Consider the following 17,692-nt stretch of genomic DNA (forward strand, 5'->3'; position numbering starts at 1 on the left):
TAGGATGGAGGGACACCGACCGACGCGAGGCTGGAGATGGCTATGCCGATGGTTCGCCCGGACGCCGCGTTGCCCGGACTGCCCGACGAGGCCGAGCAGGTGCACGCCGCCGACGAGCTGAACCCGCGGACGCCACCGCAGCCGGCCACGACGCTGTCCGAGGCCGGTGAGCTGCTGCGGGCCTTGTCGGCGCCGGTGCGCATCGCGATCGTGCTCCAGCTGCGCGACGCCGACCGGTGCGTGCACGAACTGGTGGATGCGCTGGACGTCGCGCAGCCGTTGATCAGCCAGCACCTGCGGGTGCTCAAGGCGGCCGGGGTGGTGCGGGGTGAGCGCCGGGGCCGCGAAGTGGTCTACCGGCTCGTCGACGATCATCTTGCGCACATCGTGATGGACGCGGTGGCCCACGTCCAGGAGGGTTCATGACGAGTAGCGAGGTCCGCCGCGCACCGGTACCCGGTCGCCGGTCCACCAAGCAGCGGGCGGCCGTGGTCGACCTGCTGGCCGAGGTCGACGACTTCCGGTCCGCGCAGGAGCTGCACGACGAGCTGCGCAAGCGCGGCGACGGCATCGGGCTGACCACCGTGTACCGGACGCTGCAATCGCTGTCCGAGGCCGGCGAGATCGACGTGCTGCGCACCGAGTCCGGCGAGGCGGTTTACCGCCGCTGCTCGACGCACCACCATCACCACCTCGTGTGCCGGCACTGCGGGTTCACCGTCGAGGTCGAGGGCCCCGCGGTGGAGCGCTGGGCCGAGAAGGTGGCGACCGGCAACGGGTTCTCCGAGATCCGCCACACGGTGGAGATCGTCGGCACCTGCGCCGAGTGCACCCAGCGCCGGGAGAGCCGGGTGTCCTGACGCTGTCGTCGTGCCCGGCGTGCGGCCGAGCGGCGACCCACCGCCGGGCTTGTGCCTGTCGGCGTGCGTGCCGAAGGCGAGCGGGTACCCGTCCTGGCTTCCGCGGCGATCCCGGTTGGTGTGCTGGTGACGCCCTCACGCGAGGAAACAGAACCTAGTACTCGTACGGATCGTGCGGCGCCGGGATCGGCCGCAGCGAGTCGACCGTGAGGTCCGGCGTGTAGCCGTTCCCGGCGACGGCCGTGCCGGGGACGACCTGGCCGGTGACCACGAGCCAGCTGTCGTCGCGGAAGCGGGCCGCCGCGGGGCCGGTGAGGCGGACGGTCACCGGCGCGGCGTCGGCCGCGCAGCAGCGGATCACCATCCGTGCCAGCAGCACCCCGTCCCTGCCGTGCACGACGAACCCCGTGAGCTCGACGGTGCGACCGGTGAGGGAGCCGCGCGCGTCCCAGCCCGCGCGGGTGACGAACTCGGTCAGGGTCAGCGGCACCACGCTCCCGCCCGGCAGCGGCGGGAACGCGGCCGCGTCCTGCGTGGCGGCCCGGGGTGCGGCCGGGGCGCGCAGCACCGAGTCGGAGCCGAGCGCGGGCGGGGCCACGAGGAACACCGCGAGGACGGGCACGGCCAGCAGCCACGCCGAGCGCGCCGCGTGGTGGTGGCCGTGCACGGCCGGGACAGCGGCCCGGGCCTGCCGCGCGGCCAGCACGTCCCGCACGATCGCCACCACGCCGAGCAGCAGGATCACCGCTCCCCCGGCGATCACCCACGGGTGCTGCGCCGGCTTGACGTAGCGCAGGTAGTCGCCGTTGATCCCGATCTTGAGCAGCGCCCCGCCCAGGAGCACCAGCAGGACGTTCTGCGTTTCGCGCCGCATCGGGCTCCCCTACCGTTGCCGTGGGACGACGACGAGCCAGTCGGTGGCGGTGACCAGGAACGCGACGGCCCCGGCCAGCGCGAGCAACGCGGCGACCGCGCCGAACGCCGCTCCGGCCCGGGCCGGTCCCACCGCAGCGCGCCGGCCGAGGACGCCGAACAGCACGGCCAGCACCGCCATCACCAGGATCAGCACCCACAGCGCGCCGAGCACCAGCATCAGCACCACGGCGGCCGGTGACGGCAGCGCGTCCCCGGCCCGCGGGTGCACGAACGCCCAGGTCACCCACGTCGACACGGCCATCACGACCGCGACGGCACCCAGTGCGGCCGACGCCACGGCCAGCCCGGCTCGCGGCTGCTGCGCGCTCATCCCGCACCGCCGAGGACGAGGATCCCGGTGATCACCGCGCACGCCGCGGCGACGACGAACGTCACCGGCGCGAACCGCAGCGCGAACGACCGGCCGAAGGTGCCGGCCTGGAGGGCGAACAGCTTGACGTCGATGGCCGGGCCGACCACCAGGAACACGAGCCGTGGCAGAAGCGGGAGGCCGGTGAGGGAGGCAGCCACGAACGCATCGGCCTCGCTGCACAGGGCGAGCACCACCGCCAGCACGGCCATGACCGCGACACCGAGCGCGATCTGGTGACCGAGGACCTCGAACCAGGCGGCCGGCACGAGGATGTTCATCGCGGCGGCGATGAGCGCGCCGAGCACCAGGAACCCGGCCGACTCGACCAGATCGGCGCGTGCGGTCTCGGTGAAGGTGCGCCACCGGTCACCGCCCTCGGGCAGCCGCTCCAGCGCGCGCCGCACGATCCAGTCGAGCTTGCCCCACCGCGCCCAGAGCAGGCCCATCACCACGGCGGTGGCGAAGGAGCCGAGGAACCGGGCGAGCACCATCTCGGGCCGCCCCGGGAACGCGACCGCGGTGGCGACGAGCACCACCGGGTTCACCGCCGGGGCTGCCAGCAGGAAGGTCAGCGCCGCGGCCGGCGCCACCCCCTGCCCGATCAGCCGGCGCGCCACCGGCACCGACGCGCATTCACAGCCCGGCAGGGCGACCCCGGCGAGCCCCGCGACGCCCACCGCGCCCACCCGGTTGCGCGGGATCACGCGGCGCAGCGCTCGCGCCGGGACGAACGCCGCGATCGCGCCGCTGATCAGCACGCCGAGCACCAGGAACGGCAGGGCCTGCACGCACACCGCGACGAACACCGTGGAGCCGGTGCGCAGAGCCGGCACCCCGAGCACCTCACGCAGCCAGCCCTGCCCCAGCACGGCGACGATCAGCAGCGCGCAGAGCACCTCGAGGGAGGTGATCCGGCCACGCCGCCGCGTGCGCCCGGGCTCGGTCCGGTCCAGTGCTTCGCTCACCGGGCCGATACTGCCAGGCAGGACCGACAGGAGTCGCGGAACGGGTGCACGAGTGGACCCCTCGTGCACTTTCCGGCACGAGATGACCATCTCGTGCGCGGCCCGCGGCACTGCGGCCGAGGCGAACCCGCGCGCGCTCGCAGCAAGCCGGGGCAGCCCGGTTCGGTTTCACCAGCGGCGCGCCGCCTGCGGTGGGGGGCCAACCGGCACCGCCGCAGGATCCGCCACCCGCACCACCGCGCCCTACGTCAGCTCCGACCGCAGTTGCGACGCCGTCGACACCACGAGCATCAACAGCGTCCCCAGGGCGGGGATCTCCAGCCCCTGCGCCGGGAACGCGTAGCGCAGCGTCAGGTCCAGCCCGCGCTCCGCGTGCTGCACCCCGAGCGTCCCGAACAGGCCCTGCCCCGCCCGCTCGGCCGCCTTCGCCGCGAAGGCCGGGTCGTCGGGCAGGTCCCACCCCACCACGCAGGTCAGGCTGAGTACCGTCAGCCCCTCCGCGAGCTGCGTCGACTGCACCACGCACGGCACCCCGTTGTGCGAGAACGTGAGCGCACCGTCGTCGTCGACGTGGACCTCGAGGTAGGTCTCCAGCGCCGACCGCGCCCGGTTCAGCAGCTCCGCCGTGTCGGCCGCCTCCGTGTTCACGATGCCCCCTTCGCCGCGTCCACCGCGGCACCGAACCGGCGATCCCGGCGCGCGTACTCCTCGCACGCCGCCCACAGCTGACGCCGGTCGAAGTCCGGGAACAGCGTGTCCTGGAAGACGAACTCCGCGTAGGCCGACTGCCAGAGCAGGAAGTTCGAGGTGCGCAGCTCCCCGGACGGGCGCAGGAACAGGTCCACGTCCGGCATGTCCGGCTGGTACAGGTACTTCGCGAGCATCCGCTCGTCCACCTTGTCCGGGTTGATCTTGCCCTCGGCGGCCAGCTGCGCCACGCGGCGGGCGGCGTCGGCGATCTCCGCGCGGCCACCGTAGTTCACGCACATCGTCATGTTCAGCAGCGTGTTGTGCCGGGTCTTCTCCTCCGCGGCCTGCAGCTCCTTGATCACGCTGCGCCACAGCCGCGGCGCCCGCCCGGCCCACCGGATCCGCACACCGATCGAGCCCAGGTAGTCGACCTGCCGCCGGATGGTGTCGCGGTTGAAGCCCATCAGGAACCGCACCTCGTCCGGGCTGCGCTTCCAGTTCTCCGTGGAGAACGCGTACACCGACAGCCACTTGACACCCAGCTCGACCGCGCCGCTGGCGACGTCGATCATCACCGCCTCACCGCGCTTGTGCCCCTCGATCCGCGGCAGGCCGCGCTGGTTCGCCCAGCGGCCGTTGCCGTCCATCACCAGGGCGACGTGCTTCGGCACCAGTTCGGCGGGGATCACCGGCGGGCGCGCGCCGGAGGGGTGCGGGTCCGGTGCCCGCAGTTCCACCGCCGCCGACCGCGCCGCACGTGCCTTGAGCCGCACCAGATCCTCCCACTGCTTCGGGTTGCGGCCTCCGACCCTACTTGCCCGCCTGGAGCTCCCTGGCACGCCTCTCGACGAGCGGCAGCGACTTCAGCTGCCGCTCGAGGTGCCACTGCAGGTGGGCTGCGACGATTCCGCTCGCGTCCCGGCGGATCGGCGGTACCGAAGCCTCCGCCACGTCCCAGTCGCCGTGCAGCAGCGACTCCAGCAGCACCAGCACCTCGGGCGCGGGATGCACCGAACCGGGCGCCCGGCAGTCGCCGCACAGCGAACCGCCGGCCTGCACGTTGAACGCCGCGTGCGGACCGGGCAGGCCGCACCGCGCGCACTCGGTGATCGCCGGCGCCCAGCCGGCGAACACCATCGCCCGCAGCAGGAACGCGTCCAGCACCAGGGAGGCGTCCCGCCGGCCGTCGGCCAGCGCCCGCAGCGCCCCGACCACCAGCAGGTACAGCCGCATCGCCGGCTCACCCTCTTCGGCGGTGAGCCGGTCGGCGGTCTCGGCGATCGCGCTGGCCGCGGTGTACCGCTGGTAGTCGCCCACCAGGGGCAGCGCGAACGCGTCGACCGTCTGGACCTGGGTGATCACGTCCAGCGAGCGCCCGGTGTAGAACTGCACGTCGACGTGCCCGAACGGCTCCAGCCGCGCCCCGAACCGCGACGTCGTGCGGCGCACGCCCTTCGCGACGGCCCGGACCTTGCCGTACCGCCGCGTCAGGAACGTGATGATGCGGTCCGCCTCACCCAGCTTGTGGACCCGCAGCACCACGCCGGTGTCGCGATAAAGACTCACGTCCCCATCGTCTCACGCGTACGCGGACAGGTCCGTGAACGGCGCGAACGGCAGGTTCCGCACCAGCCACCAGATGATCGCGAGCCCGGCGAGGGCCACGGTCAGCCGCGTCCCCCCGGCGCCCTCGGGCCACCACCGGCGGGCCCGGCCGGCCTCCCAGCGCACCGCCGCGACCAGGGTCACCACCGTGAGCGGCAGCAGCACCACCAGCGCGAACGCGTTGTACGACAGTGCGGCGGGCAGGTCGCCGTGCAGGAGCGCACCCAGCATCCGGCTGCCGCCGCAGAACGGGCAGTCCAGGCCGGTCAGCGCGTGGAACCAGCACGGGATGCGGAGCGTGCCGGTAGCCAGCGCCGCGCCCGCGCCGAGCACACCGGCGGCCACGGCGGGCGTCACCCGCACGCTCCGCCAGGACCGCTCAGCCCGCGTCGTCACGGGTTCAGTACAGCGCCTTCGTGGAAATCGCGTAAGTCTTCGCGGCCTTGTCGTGCCAGCCCTGCCGTGCCTGCTCGTCGAAGAACGGCGAGAGGACGACCAGCAGCTCGACCAGGCCGCCGAGGCACGGGATCAGGCCGGGCAGGACCATCGTGGCCAGGCGGGTGAACGCGGGGCCGCCACCGATACCGGCTCCCGGCACTCCCGCCGACTGCTCGGTGACCAGCCGGACACCGGCGACGTCCTTGCCGACCGTCGCGCCCCGGGTGGCGAGCATCGTGCCTTCGTAGACCAGCATCGAGATCGACGCGAGCGGCATGATCAGGAAGAGCAGCCACCACGAGTCCGGATCGCCCGCGACCACCGCGACCTGCAGGATCACGAACAGGATGCCCAGCGGCACGCCGATGATGAGCCCGTCCACGATCCGGGCCAGGAACCGGCTGCCCATGGTGGCCAGCACCAGCGGCGGGGTGTGCGGGAACTGGATCTGCGAGCCCGGCACCACGATGTGCGCCTGCCCCGGCATCGGCGGGCGGAAGCCCGGACCGCCGTACCCCGGCTGCCCCGGGTAGCCCTGCGGCACGCCGTACCCCGGGCTCTGCGGATACCCGGGCTGGCCGTACGGCTGCTGCGCCGGGAACCCGCCGGACGGCTGCCCGTAAGGCTGGCCGTACTGCCCCGGCTGTCCGTACGGGACCTGCCCGTAGGGCTGCTGACCCGGCTGCTGGCCGTAGGGATTGGTCACTGAACTCCCCCTCCGATGGATCATCGTCGGGCGGCAGCGTAACCGGTGGTGCCGACAGGGGCGCGCGGAGCCTAGAAACCGAGACGGCGCAACTGCTTCGGGTCGCGCTGCCAGTCCTTGGCGACCTTCACGTGCAGGCTCAGGTACACCTTCGTGCCCAGCAGCTTCTGGATCTGCTGCCGCGCCTGCGCGCCGACCGCCTTCATCCGCTCGCCCTGGTGCCCCAGGATGATCCCCTTCTGACTGGGCCGCTCCACGTAGACCGTCGCGTAGATGTCGAGCAGGTCTCGCTTGTCCTCGCGGGGCAGCATCTCCTCGACCGTCACCGCGATCGAGTGCGGCAGCTCGTCGCGCACGCCCTCCAGCGCCGCCTCCCGGATCAGCTCCGCCACCAGCGTCTGCTCGGGCTCGTCGGTCAGGTCACCGTCCGGGTAGAGCTGCGGTCCCTCCGGCAGCCGCGCGACCAGCAGGTCCTCCAGCTGCCTGACCTGGAACCCGTCCACGGCGGAGACCGGGATCAGCTCCTCGAAGTCCAGCACGTCCTGCAGCGCCACCAGCTGCTCGGCGATCTGCTCCGGCTTGGCCAGGTCGGTCTTGGTCACGATGCCGATCACCGGGGTGCGCTGCGCGACCTTGCGCAGCTCGCTCGCGATGTAGCGGTCACCGGGGCCGACCTTCTCGTTCGCCGGCACACAGAATCCGACGACGTCCACTTCGGACCAGGTTTCGCGCACCACGTCGTTGAGCCGCTGCCCGAGCAGCGTGCGCGGCTTGTGCACGCCGGGGGTGTCCACGATGACCAGCTGCGCGTCCTCGCGGTGCACGATGCCGCGGATGGCGTGCCGGGTGGTCTGCGGCTTGCTCGAGGTGATCGCGACCTTGGTGCCGACCAGCGCGTTGGTCAGGGTCGACTTGCCGGCGTTGGGACGGCCGACGAAGCAGGCGAAACCGGACCGGTGGCTCACAGGACTTCCTGGACCGCGCCGGACGGGTCGGCCCGCAGGATCGGCGCCGTCTCCGCCAGGTCCCGCACGGCCTGCACGGACGCCTCCGCGACGAACGGCTCGGCGGTGACGACCGCGGCCGCCTCCAGCCCCTCCGCACCGCTGGAGACCGCGGCGGCGATGGCCGCCTGCAACGCGGTGATCTGGAACGAGGGCAGGTCGACCGTGGTGGCCGCGTACGTGCGGCCGTCGGTGTCGCGCACCGCGGCGCCCTCGGCGGCCTGGGTGCGCGCCCGTGCGGTTCGGGCGAGGATGACGATCTTCTCGTCCTCCGGGTCCAGCTCAGGCATGGTCCACACTCCTGTCGGCCTCGTCGTGGTCACCGTTTCCGGTACGCACCCTACGTCCGGCCAGCTCGTCGCTCTCCGCCTGCACCACCACCGTCGTGATGCGCATCCGGCCGCGACGGTCCTTGCCGCCCTCGGCGTGCAGCCGCAGGCCGTCCACCTCGGCTTCCGCGCCGGGCAGCGGTACGCGGCCGAGCCGCTGCGCGAGCAGGCCGCCGACCGTCTCCACGTCGTGGCCGGTCAGGTCCAGGCCGAACAGCTCGCCCAGGTCACCGACGCCCAGTCGGGCGGACACCCGCACCGTGCGCTCGTCCACGTGCTCGACCGGCGGACGTTCCTCCAGATCGGACTCGTCGGTGATCTCGCCGACGATCTCCTCGAGGATGTCCTCGATGGTCAGCAGGCCCGCGGTGCCGCCGTACTCGTCGACGGCGATCGCCAGGTGGTTGTGCGACACCTGCATCTCGCGCAGCAGGTCGTCCAGCCGCTTGGAGTCCGGCACGAAGCTCGCCGGGTACATCAGCTCCGACACCGGCCGGGCCTCACCACCGTCGAGCTGCGCGCGCACCAGGTCCTTGATGTTCACCACGCCGACGACGTCGTCCACGGACTCGCCGATCGCCGGCAGCCGGGTGTAGCCCGTGCGCAGCGACAGGGCCAGCGCCTGGCGGACGCTCTTGGTCTGCTCGATCCAGATGATCTCGGTGCGCGGCACCATCACCTCCCGCGCGACCGTGTCGCCCAGCTCGAACACCGAGTGGATCATCTCCCGCTCGCCGGGCTCCACCACCCCGCGCTCCTCGGCCAGGTCGACCAGCTCGCGCAGTTCGATTTCGGTGGTGAACGGGCCTTCCCGGAAGCCCTGGCCGGGGGTGATCGCGTTACCGATGATGATCAGCAGCCGGGACAGCGGCCCCAGGACCGACCCGAGCACGCGGACGGGCCAGGCCACGACCGTGCCGACCCGGTACGGGTGCTGCCGGCCGATGGTGCGCGGCCCGACACCGATGAGGACGTAGCTGACCAGCAGCATCACCAGTGCCGCCACCAGCAGCGCGAGCCCCTCGGGGCGGATCCAGCGCAGGAACACGACGGTGACCAGCACCGTCGCGGTCAGCTCACACCCGAGTCGCAGCAGCACCAGCAGGTTGATGTGCCGCCGCCGCTCGTCGATCACCGCGGCCAGCTGGCGCGCGCCCGGCCGGCCCATCCGGACCAGCCCGTCGGCGCGGGCCTTGGACACGCTGCTGACCGCCGCGTCGGCGGCCGCGAGCACGCCGCCCAGCAGGACCAGCGCCACGGCGATCACCAGCAGAGCGGCCGAACTCGCCATCTCCGGCGGCCTCAGCTCTCGGCGTCGGCGGGGCCGTCCAGGCCCGCGGCACCCAGCAGCCGGTCGTCGGTGGTGCGCTGCGCGTCCTGCCGCTTCGCCTCGGCCACCGCGGCCTTGAAGTCGGCGAGGATCCGCTTCTGCAGCCCGAACATCTCGCGCTCCTCGGCGGGTTCGGCGTGGTCGTAGCCGAGCAGGTGCAGCACGCCGTGCACGGTCAGCAGGTGCAGTTCGTCGAGCAGCGAGTGGCCGGCCGTCCGGGCCTGGTCCCTGGCGAACGCCGGGCACAGCACGATGTCGCCCAGCAGCGCCGGTGACGGGTCGCCCGCGTCGGGGCGGCGGGCGGCGTCCAGCTCGTCCATCGGGAAGGCCATGACGTCCGTGGGACCGGGCAGGTCCATCCACCGTTCGTGCAGGTCCGACATGACGTCCAGGGTCACCAGCACCACCGACAGCTCGGCGAGCGGGCTGACCTCCATGCGGTCCAGCGCGAAGCGGGCGGCGGAGACGATCGACGTCTCGTCCACCGCGACACCGGACTCGTTCGCGATTTCGATGGTCATGCTCAGTGACGGCCCCGCCAGCCCGAACCGACACCGCCCGGGCCTCGTTCCGCGTCCTGCTCGGCCTGCCACCGCTCGTAGGCGTCCACGATGTCCCCGACCAGCCGGTGGCGGACCACGTCGGAGCTGGTCAGCGTGGCGAAGTGCAAATCTTCCACGCCTTCCAGGATCTCACGCACCACCCGCAGGCCGGACTTCTGCCCGCTCGGCAGGTCCACCTGCGTGATGTCCCCGGTCACCACGATCTTCGAGCCGAAGCCGAGCCGGGTGAGGAACATCTTCATCTGCTCGGGCGTGGTGTTCTGGGCCTCGTCGAGGATGATGAACGCGTCGTTGAGGGTGCGGCCGCGCATGTAGGCCAGCGGCGCGATCTCGATCGTGCCCGCCTGGATCAGGCGGGGGATCGAGTCCGGGTCGACCATGTCGTGCAGCGCGTCGTAGAGCGGCCGCAGGTACGGGTCGATCTTCTCGGACAACGTGCCCGGCAGGAACCCCAGCCGCTCCCCCGCCTCGACCGCGGGGCGGGTGAGGATGATCCGGGTGATCTGCTTGGCCTGCAGCGCCTGCACGGCCTTGGCCATCGCCAGGTACGTCTTGCCGGTGCCGGCCGGGCCGACACCGAAGACGATCGTGTGCTTGTCGATGGCGTCGACGTAGCGCTTCTGGTTCAGCGTCTTGGGTCGGATGGTGCGGCCGCGCCGGGACAGGATGTCCATGCTCAGCACGTCGGCGGGCGACTCCGCGCCACCCGCCGAGAGCATGCCGACGGTGCGGCGCACGGTGTCCGGGCCGACCTGCTGGCCGCGCCCGGCCAGGGCGACCAGCTCGGCGAACACGCGCTCGCCGAACGCGACGTCCGCGGGCTCCCCGGTGAGGGTGACCTCGTTGCCCCGGACGTGCACGTCCGCCGTCAGCAGTTCCTCGGCGACCCGCAGGTTCTCGTCGCGGGATCCGAGCAGCGTCAGCACGGCGCCGTCCGGGATGGGGAACCTCGACTGCGCGCTGCGCGTGCTCCGTGCGGTTCCGGTGGTCTCAGCGACGCCCCCGGTGTCGGGGACGTCCGATCGGGCGGCTCCACCCTGTGCGGTTCCGGCCAAGTGTCCTCGGGCCTGCCTTCTGCGTGTCCGCTGCTCGCTTCCTGCCTACCCCGTCGATGCTAGCGGGCCGGGCACGGGAGGCGCAGGCGGTTACTTGGCGAGTCGCCCGAAGAACCCGAGCTGTTCCCCGCCGAGGACGTGCGCGTGCACGTGGAAGACGGTCTGCCCGGCGTCACTGTCCGTGTTGAAGACCACGCGGTAGCCGGACTCGGCGATGCCCTCCAGTTCCGCGACCTTGGCGGCCGTGGTCAGCATGTCGGCGAGCAGTTGCGGATCGCCCGCGGCCAGCTCGGCGACATTGCGGTAGCGCTTCTTCGGAACCACGAGTACGTGTACGCGCGCCTGCGGCTGGATATCGCGAAATGCGAAAGTCGTTTCAGTTTCGTACACCTTGTCGCTGGGAATCTCGCCCGCGATGATCCGCTCGAACAAGGTCTCGGCATCACTCATGCGGCGAACCCTATCGCGCGGCGGGATACCCGGCGCCACAACGGAAGCAATGAGTCACGGGAGACGCCGCGGGGCGGTGGAGCCTGGGGGTCGCTCCACCGCCTCCGCGGCTCCGCCGGACCGAGGGGGGAGGTGTCCGGCGGGGCTTCGGGGCACCCGGGGACGGCCCCAGGTGGTGTGGTGGTCAGGGTAATGGCTGGGTCGCCGCGCGCGCCACAGTCGACACCCAATTTTTTCCAGTTTCGAAGACGATGGGTATGCGAGGGCATGCGAATGGTCCGGACGGCTGCTTGCGATTCCGTTTCGGATGTGCTGTGGCAGGCCGGTTCCGTCCCGTTGCGGTGACGACAGCGCGTGACGGAACCACCGGCGGCCGGGGTCCCCCGCACGAAAGAGCCAACACGCTGCCCAGGACGGCGAACACGGCGGCCGTGACGGCGAACACGATGCCCGGAGCGGCGAACACGACGACGGGGGTGTCAGGTCCAGCGGGACGTGAGCGCGCCCAGGGCGCCCAGCGCGACCGCCGCCGCGGTCGAGGTGCGCAGCACGGTGGTGCCCAGCCGGACTCCCGTGGCGCCCGCGTCGGTCAGGGCGGTCAGCTCGCCGTCGGTGATGCCGCCCTCCGGGCCCACCACCAGCAGCAGGTCGCCGGACGCGGGCAGCCGCAGATCGGTCAGCCGGGAACCCGCACCGCCCTCCAGCACGAGCGCGCAGGCGGCCCGGGTGGCGAGGGCCGCGAGCTGCTTCGTGCTCACCGGTTCCCGCACCGGCGGCACCCACGCGCGGCGGGCCTGCTTGGCCGCCGCCCGCACGGTGCTCTGCCACCGGGCCAGCGCCTTCGCCCCGCGCGGGCCCTCCTCCCAGCGAACCACACTGCGCTCGGCCCGCCACGGCACGATCTCGTCGGCGCCGGCCTCGGTCGCCAGTTCGACCGCCAGCTCGCCGCGGTCGCCCTTGGCCAGCGCCTGCGCCACCACGACGCGCAGCGCGGGCGCCTCCTCGGCCCAGCGGCGCGCCACCGCCAGCTCCAGCACGGGATCCCGGCCCGGGCGGACCTGCGTGATCACGCACTCCGCGGCCGAGCCACGCCCGTCCGAGACGACCAGCCGCTCCCCCGCGCGCATGCGCCGCACGGTCGCCGCGTGCCGGGCCTCCTCGCCGTCCAGCACCAGATCATCCGATGCGGGCAGCGCCTCGACGAGGAAGACCGGCGGGGTGGTGGCCGGCATTACTTGTGGCTCTTGGCACGCAGCTTCGAGAACAGCCCGCCCTGGTGCCGCCCGTTCGCCGTCACACCGGACTCCTCGCCGCGCAGCTGAGCCAGCTGCTGCAGCAGCTCCCGCTGGGCCTCGTCCAGCTTCGTGGGCACCGTGACGTCCACGTGGACGTGCAGGTCACCCCGCCCGTCGACACGCCCGGACGACCGCAACCGCGGCATGCCCATCCCGGCCAGCACCAGTTCGGTGCCCGCCTGCGTGCCGGGGTCGACGGTCAGCTCGTACTCGCCGTCGACCAGTGTCTCCAGCGGCACGGTGGCGCCGAGCGCGGCCGCGGTCATCGGGATGCGCAGGTTGCAGTGCAGGTCGTGACCCTCGCGGACGAACACCTCGTGCGGTTCCTCGTCGACCTCGATGTAGAGGTCGCCGGCCGGGCCGCCGCCGGGACCGACCTCGCCCTGCGCGGACAGCCGGATCCGCATCCCGTCCCCGACGCCGGCCGGGATCTTGGCCGTCACGGCGCGCCGGGCACGCACGCGGCCGTCACCACCGCACTGGCGGCACGGGTCGGTGATGACCTCGCCGAAGCCACGGCACACCGGGCACGGCCGGGACGTGACGACCTGGCCGAGGAACGACCGCTGCACCGACTGGATCTCGCCCTGTCCGTGACAGGTGTCGCAGGTCTTGACCGTGCCACCGGGCGCGGTGCCGTTGCCGTGGCACTGGTCGCACAGCACCGCGGTGTCGACCGTGATCTCCTTGTCGACCCCGGTCGCGCACTCCTCGAGGCTCAGGCTGATGCGGATCAGCGCGTCCGAGCCCGGCTGGACACGGCTGCGCGGGCCACGCCCGCGGCCACCGCCGGTGGCCGCCCCGAAGAAGGCGTCCATGATGTCGCCGAGACCACCGAAGCCGCCGAACGGGTCGCCGGCACCGGCACCGCGGGCGCCGTTGTCCAGCGGGTCGCCGCCGAGGTCCACGATCTTGCGCTTCTGCGGATCCGACAGGACCTCGTAGGCCGTGGTGACCTCGCCGAACCTGTGCTGGGCGTCCTCGGACGGGTTGACGTCGGGGTGCAGCTCGCGGGCGAGCTTGCGGTAGGCGCGCTTGATCTCCTGATCACTCGCGTTCTTGGGCACCCCGAGGATGCCGTAGTAGTCCCTGGCCACCTTCTGAACCGTCCTCCTAGACAAGCATCGTCCTGGCTAGCCGCCGGCCAGGATCTGCCCCACGTAGTTGGCCACCGCGCGCACCGCGGCGATCGTGCCGGGGTAGTCCATCCGGGTCGGGCCGACCACCCCCATGCCGCCCAGCAGCATGTCGTTGCGGCCGTAGCCGATCGACACCACCGAGGTGCTGCGCATCTGCTCGTCCTCATTCTCTTCACCGATGCGAACGGTGACCGCACCGGGGTTGCGCGCCGCGGCGAGCAGCTTGAGCACCACGACCTGCTCCTCCAGCGCCTCCAGCACCTGGCGCAGCGATCCGGGGAAGTCCGCGACGCTGCGGGTGAGGTTCGCGGTGCCGCCCAGGACCAGGCGTTCCTCCGGGTGCTCGACCAGGTGCTCGACCAGCGTCGTGCAGATCCGCACGAGCGCGTCGCGCAGCTCGGCCGGCGCCTGGTCGGGCAGCTCGGTGACCCGGGAGGCGGCGTCGGTGAGACGGCGGCCGGCCAGCGCGGAGTTGAGCATGTCGCGGATGCGGGCGACGTTCTCCGCTGTCATCACGTCGCCGAGGTCGACGGTGCGCTGGTCGACCCGGCCGGCGTCGGTGATGATCACCAGCATCAGGCGCGCCGGTGTGAGCGGAACCACTTCCAGGTGCCGCAGCGTGGAGTTCGACATCGTCGGGTACTGGATGACCGCGACCTGGCGGGTCAGCTGGGCGAGCAGCCGCACCGAGCGGCGCAGTACGTCGTCCAGGTCGAGCGCCCCGTCCAGGAAACTGGTGATGGCCCGCCGCTCCGCCGTGCTCAGTGGTTTGACCTCGGACAACTTGTCGACGAAGAGCCGGTACCCCTTGTCCGTCGGGATGCGGCCCGCGCTGGTGTGCGGCTGGGTGATGTACCCCTCCTCCTCCAGCACGGCCATGTCGTTGCGCACCGTCGCGCTGGACACGCCGAGACTGTGCCGGTCCACGAGGGCCTTGGAGCCGACCGGTTCGTGGGTCGACACGTAGTCCGCGACGATGGCGCGCAGGACCTCGAAGCGACGCTCCTCCGAGCTGGGCACGCCTCACCTCCGAACTCCTCCGGGTATCTCACCCCGAGTTTACGGAAAGCGAACGCGCGGCGCCCTGGCCTGTGACCGGGCCGCCGCTGGTGACGGCCCGGTCACGAGCGGGAGTTCAGGAGTTGCGCGGGAAGCCCAGGTTGACCCCGCCCTGGGAGGGGTCGGGCCAGCGCGAGGTGACGACCTTGGTCCGGGTGAAGAAGTGGAAGCCCTCCGGCCCGTAGGCGTGGCTGTCGCCGAACAGCGAGTCCTTCCAGCCGCCGAACGAGTAGTACCCGACGGGCACCGGGATGGGCACGTTGAGCCCGACCATCCCGACCTCGACCTCGTTCTGGAACCGCCGGGCCGCCCGGCCGTCGTTGGTGAACAGGGCCGTGCCGTTGCCGTAGGGGCTCGCGTTCACCAGCGCGAGCGCGTCGTCGTAGCCGGCCGCCCGGACCACCGACAGCACCGGGCCGAAGATCTCGTCGGTGTAGATCGACATGTCGGCGCGGACGTGGTCGAACAGCGTCGGCCCGAGCCAGAACCCGCCGCCGTCCACCGCCAGCGACCGGCCGTCCACCACCAGCGACGCCCCTGCGGACACGCCGTCCTCCACATAGGACCGCACGCGGTCCCGGTGGGCCGCGGTGACCAGCGGACCCATCTCCGAGTCCGGGGAGCGCCCGTCGCCGACCCGGAGGCCGCCCATCCGGGCGGCGATCTTGTCCACCAGCTCGTCGCCGACCGGGTCGACGGCGACCACCACGGACACCGCCATGCACCGCTCCCCCGCCGACCCGAACCCGGCGGACACCGCCGCGTCGGCGGCCAGGTCGAGGTCGGCGTCCGGCAGCACGACCATGTGGTTCTTCGCCCCGCCGAGCGCCTGCACCCGCTTGCCGTGCGCCGTGCCCGTCTCGTACACGTACCGCGCGACGGGCGTCGACCCGACGAACGAGATCGCCTTGACCACCGGGTGCGCGAGCAACCCGTCGACCGCGACCTTGTCCCCGTGCAGCACGTTCAGCGCGCCGTCGGGCAGCCCGGCCTCGGCGAACAGCTCGGCGATGAACAGCGACGCCGACGGGTCCTTCTCGCTCGGCTTGAGCACGACCGTGTTGCCGCAGGCGAGCGCGTTGGGCACGAACCACAGCGGCACCATGGCGGGGAAGTTGAACGGCGAGATCACGCCGACCACGCCCAGCGGCTGGGCGATCGAGTACACGTCCACGTTGGTGGAGGCGTTCTCGGAGAACCCGCCCTTGAGCATCTGCGGCGCGCCGCAGGCGTACTCGACGTTCTCGATGGCGCGGGCGATTTCGCCCGCCGCGTCGGAGAGCACCTTGCCGTGCTCGGCGGTGATGATCGCGACCAGCTCGTCCTTGCGCTGGGCCAGCAGGTCGCGGAAGCGGAACAGCACCCGCGACCGCGCCGCGAGGGAGGTGTCCCGCCAGCCGGGGAACGCGCGTGCGGCCGCCGCGACGGCCTCGTCCACCTGCCCGTCACCGGCGAAGTCCACGCGGGCGCGGACCTCGCCGGTGGCGGGGTCGAACACCTCCCCGGTCCGCTCCGGCACCCCGGCCCACGTCTTGCCGTCGATCCAGTGGCTGATCCGCTGTGTCATGCCCGGGCCTCCTGTGCCGCGGCGACCGATGCGCGCAGGATCTCCAGCGCCTCACCGGTCTCGTCGTCCGTGAGAGTCATCGGCGGCGCGAGCCGGATGACGTTGCCGTGCAGCCCGCCCTTGCCGACCAGCAGCCCGCGGGCGCGCGTCTCCTCCAGCACCCGCCGCGCGGCGTCCGGGCTGGGCTCGCCGCCGGGCCCGACCAGTTCGACACCGATCATCAGGCCCTTGCCGCGCACGTCGCCGACGACGTCGTGGTGCTCGGCGATGTCGCGCAGCCCGGTCAGCAGCCGGGCGCCCTGCTTCGCCGCGTTGCCCTGCAGGTCGTGGCTGAGCAGGTAGTCCAGCGTCGCCTTGGCGCCCGCGGTGGACACCGGGTTGCCGCCGAAGGTCGAGATCGAGTTGGCCGTGATCGAGTCCATCAGCTCACCGCGCGCCACCACACCCCCGATCGCCAGGCCGTTGCCCAGGCCCTTGGCGAACGTCATCGCGTCCGGCGTCACGCCGTGTGCCTGGATGCCCCAGAAGTGCTCGCCGGTGCGGCCCCAGCCGGTCTGCACCTCGTCCGAGATCAGCAGGATCCCGTACTCGCCGAGGACCTCCTGGAACGCGGCGAACAACCCGTCCGGCGGGACGTTGAACCCGCCGACGCCCTGGATCGGCTCGGCGATCAGCGCGGCGACGTCCCCGGAGGTGGTCGTCTCCAGGACGTCGCGGAGGTCGTCGGTGCACGCCTTGACGTAGTCCGCGTCCGACAGGCCCCGGAACGCGTCCCGGTAGCGGTAGCCGCCGTGGACGTAGCTGACCTTGACCGGGGACAGCGAGCTGGCCGACCAGCCGCGGTTGCCGGTGATGCCGACGGTGGCGAACGCCCGGCCGTGGTAGCTGTTGCGCAGCGCGAGCACCTGGTTGGACCGGCGGTACTGGGTCGCGAGCATCAGCGCGGTCTCGTTGGCCTCGGTGCCGGAGTTGGTGAAGAACACCTTGGCGCCGGGGATCCCGGACAGCTCGGCGATCTGCTCGGCCAGCTCGACCTGCTTGCGGATCAGGTACAGCGTCGAGGTGTGCAGCACCCCGGAGTCGACCTGGGCGCGGATCGCGTCGGAGATCTCGGCGATGTCGTAGCCGATGGCGTTGGTGAGGATGCCGGCGAAGAAGTCCAGGTAGGTGGTGCCGGCGGAATCGGTGACCCGTCTCCCCTGCGCCCGCACGATCTCGATCGGTTCGTCGTAGTAGAGGGCCAGCCAGTTCGGCAGGACCGCCCGGTGCCGGGCCAGCAGCTCCGATTCGCTCATGCCCGCCAGTCTCGGTGCCCGTCTCCCCCGCCCACCACACACAACATGTACCCA

Annotated in this window: 21 protein-coding genes; 2 read left to right on the plus strand and 19 right to left on the minus strand. The window is 72.1% G+C overall.

Annotated features, from left to right (window positions below; translation table 11 throughout):
- Positions 1 to 42: 42 nt before the first annotated feature.
- Both FHX45_RS07495 and FHX45_RS07500 read left to right on the plus strand, forming a co-directional pair.
- Positions 43 to 426 (plus strand): ArsR/SmtB family transcription factor, encoded by a 384-nt coding sequence (locus tag FHX45_RS07495; RefSeq protein WP_167097916.1) that lies wholly within the window; start codon positions 43 to 45, stop codon positions 424 to 426.
- A complete protein-coding gene (locus FHX45_RS07500; RefSeq protein ID WP_167097918.1) occupies positions 423 to 860 on the plus strand; it encodes a Fur family transcriptional regulator in 438 nt (145 codons plus the stop codon). Before FHX45_RS07495 ends, FHX45_RS07500 begins: the two co-directional genes overlap by 4 nt.
- 154 nt (positions 861 to 1,014) lie before the next feature.
- Here FHX45_RS07500 and FHX45_RS07505 read toward each other — a convergent pair whose 3' ends face one another.
- From FHX45_RS07505 to FHX45_RS07595, 19 genes are all read right to left on the minus strand, one after another.
- Positions 1,015 to 1,734 (minus strand): TIGR03943 family putative permease subunit, encoded by a 720-nt coding sequence (locus FHX45_RS07505; protein ID WP_167097920.1) that lies wholly within the window; start codon positions 1,732 to 1,734, stop codon positions 1,015 to 1,017.
- Positions 1,735 to 1,743: 9 nt separating this feature from the next.
- Positions 1,744 to 2,106, minus strand: a complete 363-nt coding sequence (locus FHX45_RS07510) for a hypothetical protein (RefSeq protein WP_167097922.1) — start codon at positions 2,104 to 2,106, stop codon at positions 1,744 to 1,746.
- A complete protein-coding gene (locus tag FHX45_RS07515; protein ID WP_167097924.1) occupies positions 2,103 to 3,113 on the minus strand; it encodes a permease in 1,011 nt (336 codons plus the stop codon). Before FHX45_RS07515 ends, FHX45_RS07510 begins: the two co-directional genes overlap by 4 nt.
- A 243-nt stretch (positions 3,114 to 3,356) precedes the next feature.
- Positions 3,357 to 3,761: a hypothetical protein gene (locus FHX45_RS07520; protein WP_167097926.1), complete on the minus strand. Its 405-nt coding sequence runs from the start codon at positions 3,759 to 3,761 to the stop codon at positions 3,357 to 3,359.
- Positions 3,758 to 4,576: an isoprenyl transferase gene (locus tag FHX45_RS07525; RefSeq protein ID WP_167097928.1), complete on the minus strand. Its 819-nt coding sequence runs from the start codon at positions 4,574 to 4,576 to the stop codon at positions 3,758 to 3,760. The genes FHX45_RS07520 and FHX45_RS07525 overlap by 4 nt, the downstream gene beginning before the upstream one ends.
- Positions 4,577 to 4,613: 37 nt before the next feature.
- Positions 4,614 to 5,369 carry a DNA repair protein RecO gene (gene recO, locus FHX45_RS07530; RefSeq protein WP_167097930.1) on the minus strand — a complete coding sequence of 252 codons (756 nt, stop codon included), beginning with the start codon at positions 5,367 to 5,369 and terminating at the stop codon, positions 4,614 to 4,616.
- A 12-nt stretch (positions 5,370 to 5,381) separates the two neighbouring features.
- Complete coding sequence (locus FHX45_RS07535) at positions 5,382 to 5,804, minus strand: DUF2752 domain-containing protein (RefSeq protein WP_167097932.1); 423 nt, start codon at positions 5,802 to 5,804, stop codon at positions 5,382 to 5,384.
- Between the two features lie 4 nt (positions 5,805 to 5,808).
- The gene (locus tag FHX45_RS28580; protein ID WP_167097933.1) at positions 5,809 to 6,552 is read right to left on the minus strand and encodes an RDD family protein; all 744 of its coding nucleotides are present in this window, start codon (positions 6,550 to 6,552) and stop codon (positions 5,809 to 5,811) included.
- A gap of 71 nt (positions 6,553 to 6,623) precedes the next feature.
- Positions 6,624 to 7,517, minus strand: coding sequence for a GTPase Era (gene era / locus FHX45_RS07545; protein WP_167097935.1), 894 nt, complete (start codon positions 7,515 to 7,517; stop codon positions 6,624 to 6,626).
- Positions 7,514 to 7,846, minus strand: a complete 333-nt coding sequence (locus tag FHX45_RS07550) for a cytidine deaminase (protein WP_167097937.1) — start codon at positions 7,844 to 7,846, stop codon at positions 7,514 to 7,516. The genes era and FHX45_RS07550 overlap by 4 nt, the downstream gene beginning before the upstream one ends.
- Positions 7,839 to 9,176, minus strand: coding sequence for a hemolysin family protein (locus tag FHX45_RS07555; protein WP_167097939.1), 1,338 nt, complete (start codon positions 9,174 to 9,176; stop codon positions 7,839 to 7,841). Before FHX45_RS07555 ends, FHX45_RS07550 begins: the two co-directional genes overlap by 8 nt.
- A gap of 11 nt (positions 9,177 to 9,187) precedes the next feature.
- Complete coding sequence (gene ybeY, locus FHX45_RS07560) at positions 9,188 to 9,736, minus strand: rRNA maturation RNase YbeY (RefSeq protein WP_167097941.1); 549 nt, start codon at positions 9,734 to 9,736, stop codon at positions 9,188 to 9,190.
- Positions 9,737 to 9,738: 2 nt separating this feature from the next.
- On the minus strand, positions 9,739 to 10,833 hold the full coding sequence (locus tag FHX45_RS07565; RefSeq protein ID WP_167097943.1) for a PhoH family protein: 1,095 nt from the start codon (positions 10,831 to 10,833) through the stop codon (positions 9,739 to 9,741).
- A 90-nt stretch (positions 10,834 to 10,923) separates the two neighbouring features.
- A complete protein-coding gene (locus tag FHX45_RS07570; protein WP_167097945.1) occupies positions 10,924 to 11,283 on the minus strand; it encodes a histidine triad nucleotide-binding protein in 360 nt (119 codons plus the stop codon).
- 479 nt (positions 11,284 to 11,762) lie between these two features.
- On the minus strand, positions 11,763 to 12,515 hold the full coding sequence (locus FHX45_RS07575; protein WP_167097947.1) for a 16S rRNA (uracil(1498)-N(3))-methyltransferase: 753 nt from the start codon (positions 12,513 to 12,515) through the stop codon (positions 11,763 to 11,765).
- On the minus strand, positions 12,515 to 13,675 hold the full coding sequence (gene dnaJ, locus FHX45_RS07580) for a molecular chaperone DnaJ (RefSeq protein WP_167097949.1): 1,161 nt from the start codon (positions 13,673 to 13,675) through the stop codon (positions 12,515 to 12,517). Before dnaJ ends, FHX45_RS07575 begins: the two co-directional genes overlap by 1 nt.
- 36 nt (positions 13,676 to 13,711) lie before the next feature.
- Complete coding sequence (hrcA, locus tag FHX45_RS07585; RefSeq protein ID WP_167097951.1) at positions 13,712 to 14,737, minus strand: heat-inducible transcriptional repressor HrcA; 1,026 nt, start codon at positions 14,735 to 14,737, stop codon at positions 13,712 to 13,714.
- Positions 14,738 to 14,852: 115 nt separating this feature from the next.
- Positions 14,853 to 16,343 (minus strand): CoA-acylating methylmalonate-semialdehyde dehydrogenase, encoded by a 1,491-nt coding sequence (locus FHX45_RS07590; RefSeq protein WP_167097953.1) that lies wholly within the window; start codon positions 16,341 to 16,343, stop codon positions 14,853 to 14,855.
- Positions 16,340 to 17,638, minus strand: coding sequence for an aspartate aminotransferase family protein (locus tag FHX45_RS07595; protein WP_167097955.1), 1,299 nt, complete (start codon positions 17,636 to 17,638; stop codon positions 16,340 to 16,342). Before FHX45_RS07595 ends, FHX45_RS07590 begins: the two co-directional genes overlap by 4 nt.
- Positions 17,639 to 17,692: the final 54 nt, after the last annotated feature.

Origin of the sequence: Amycolatopsis granulosa (assembly GCF_011758745.1) — a bacterium.
GTDB lineage: Bacteria > Actinomycetota > Actinomycetes > Mycobacteriales > Pseudonocardiaceae > Amycolatopsis_E > Amycolatopsis_E granulosa.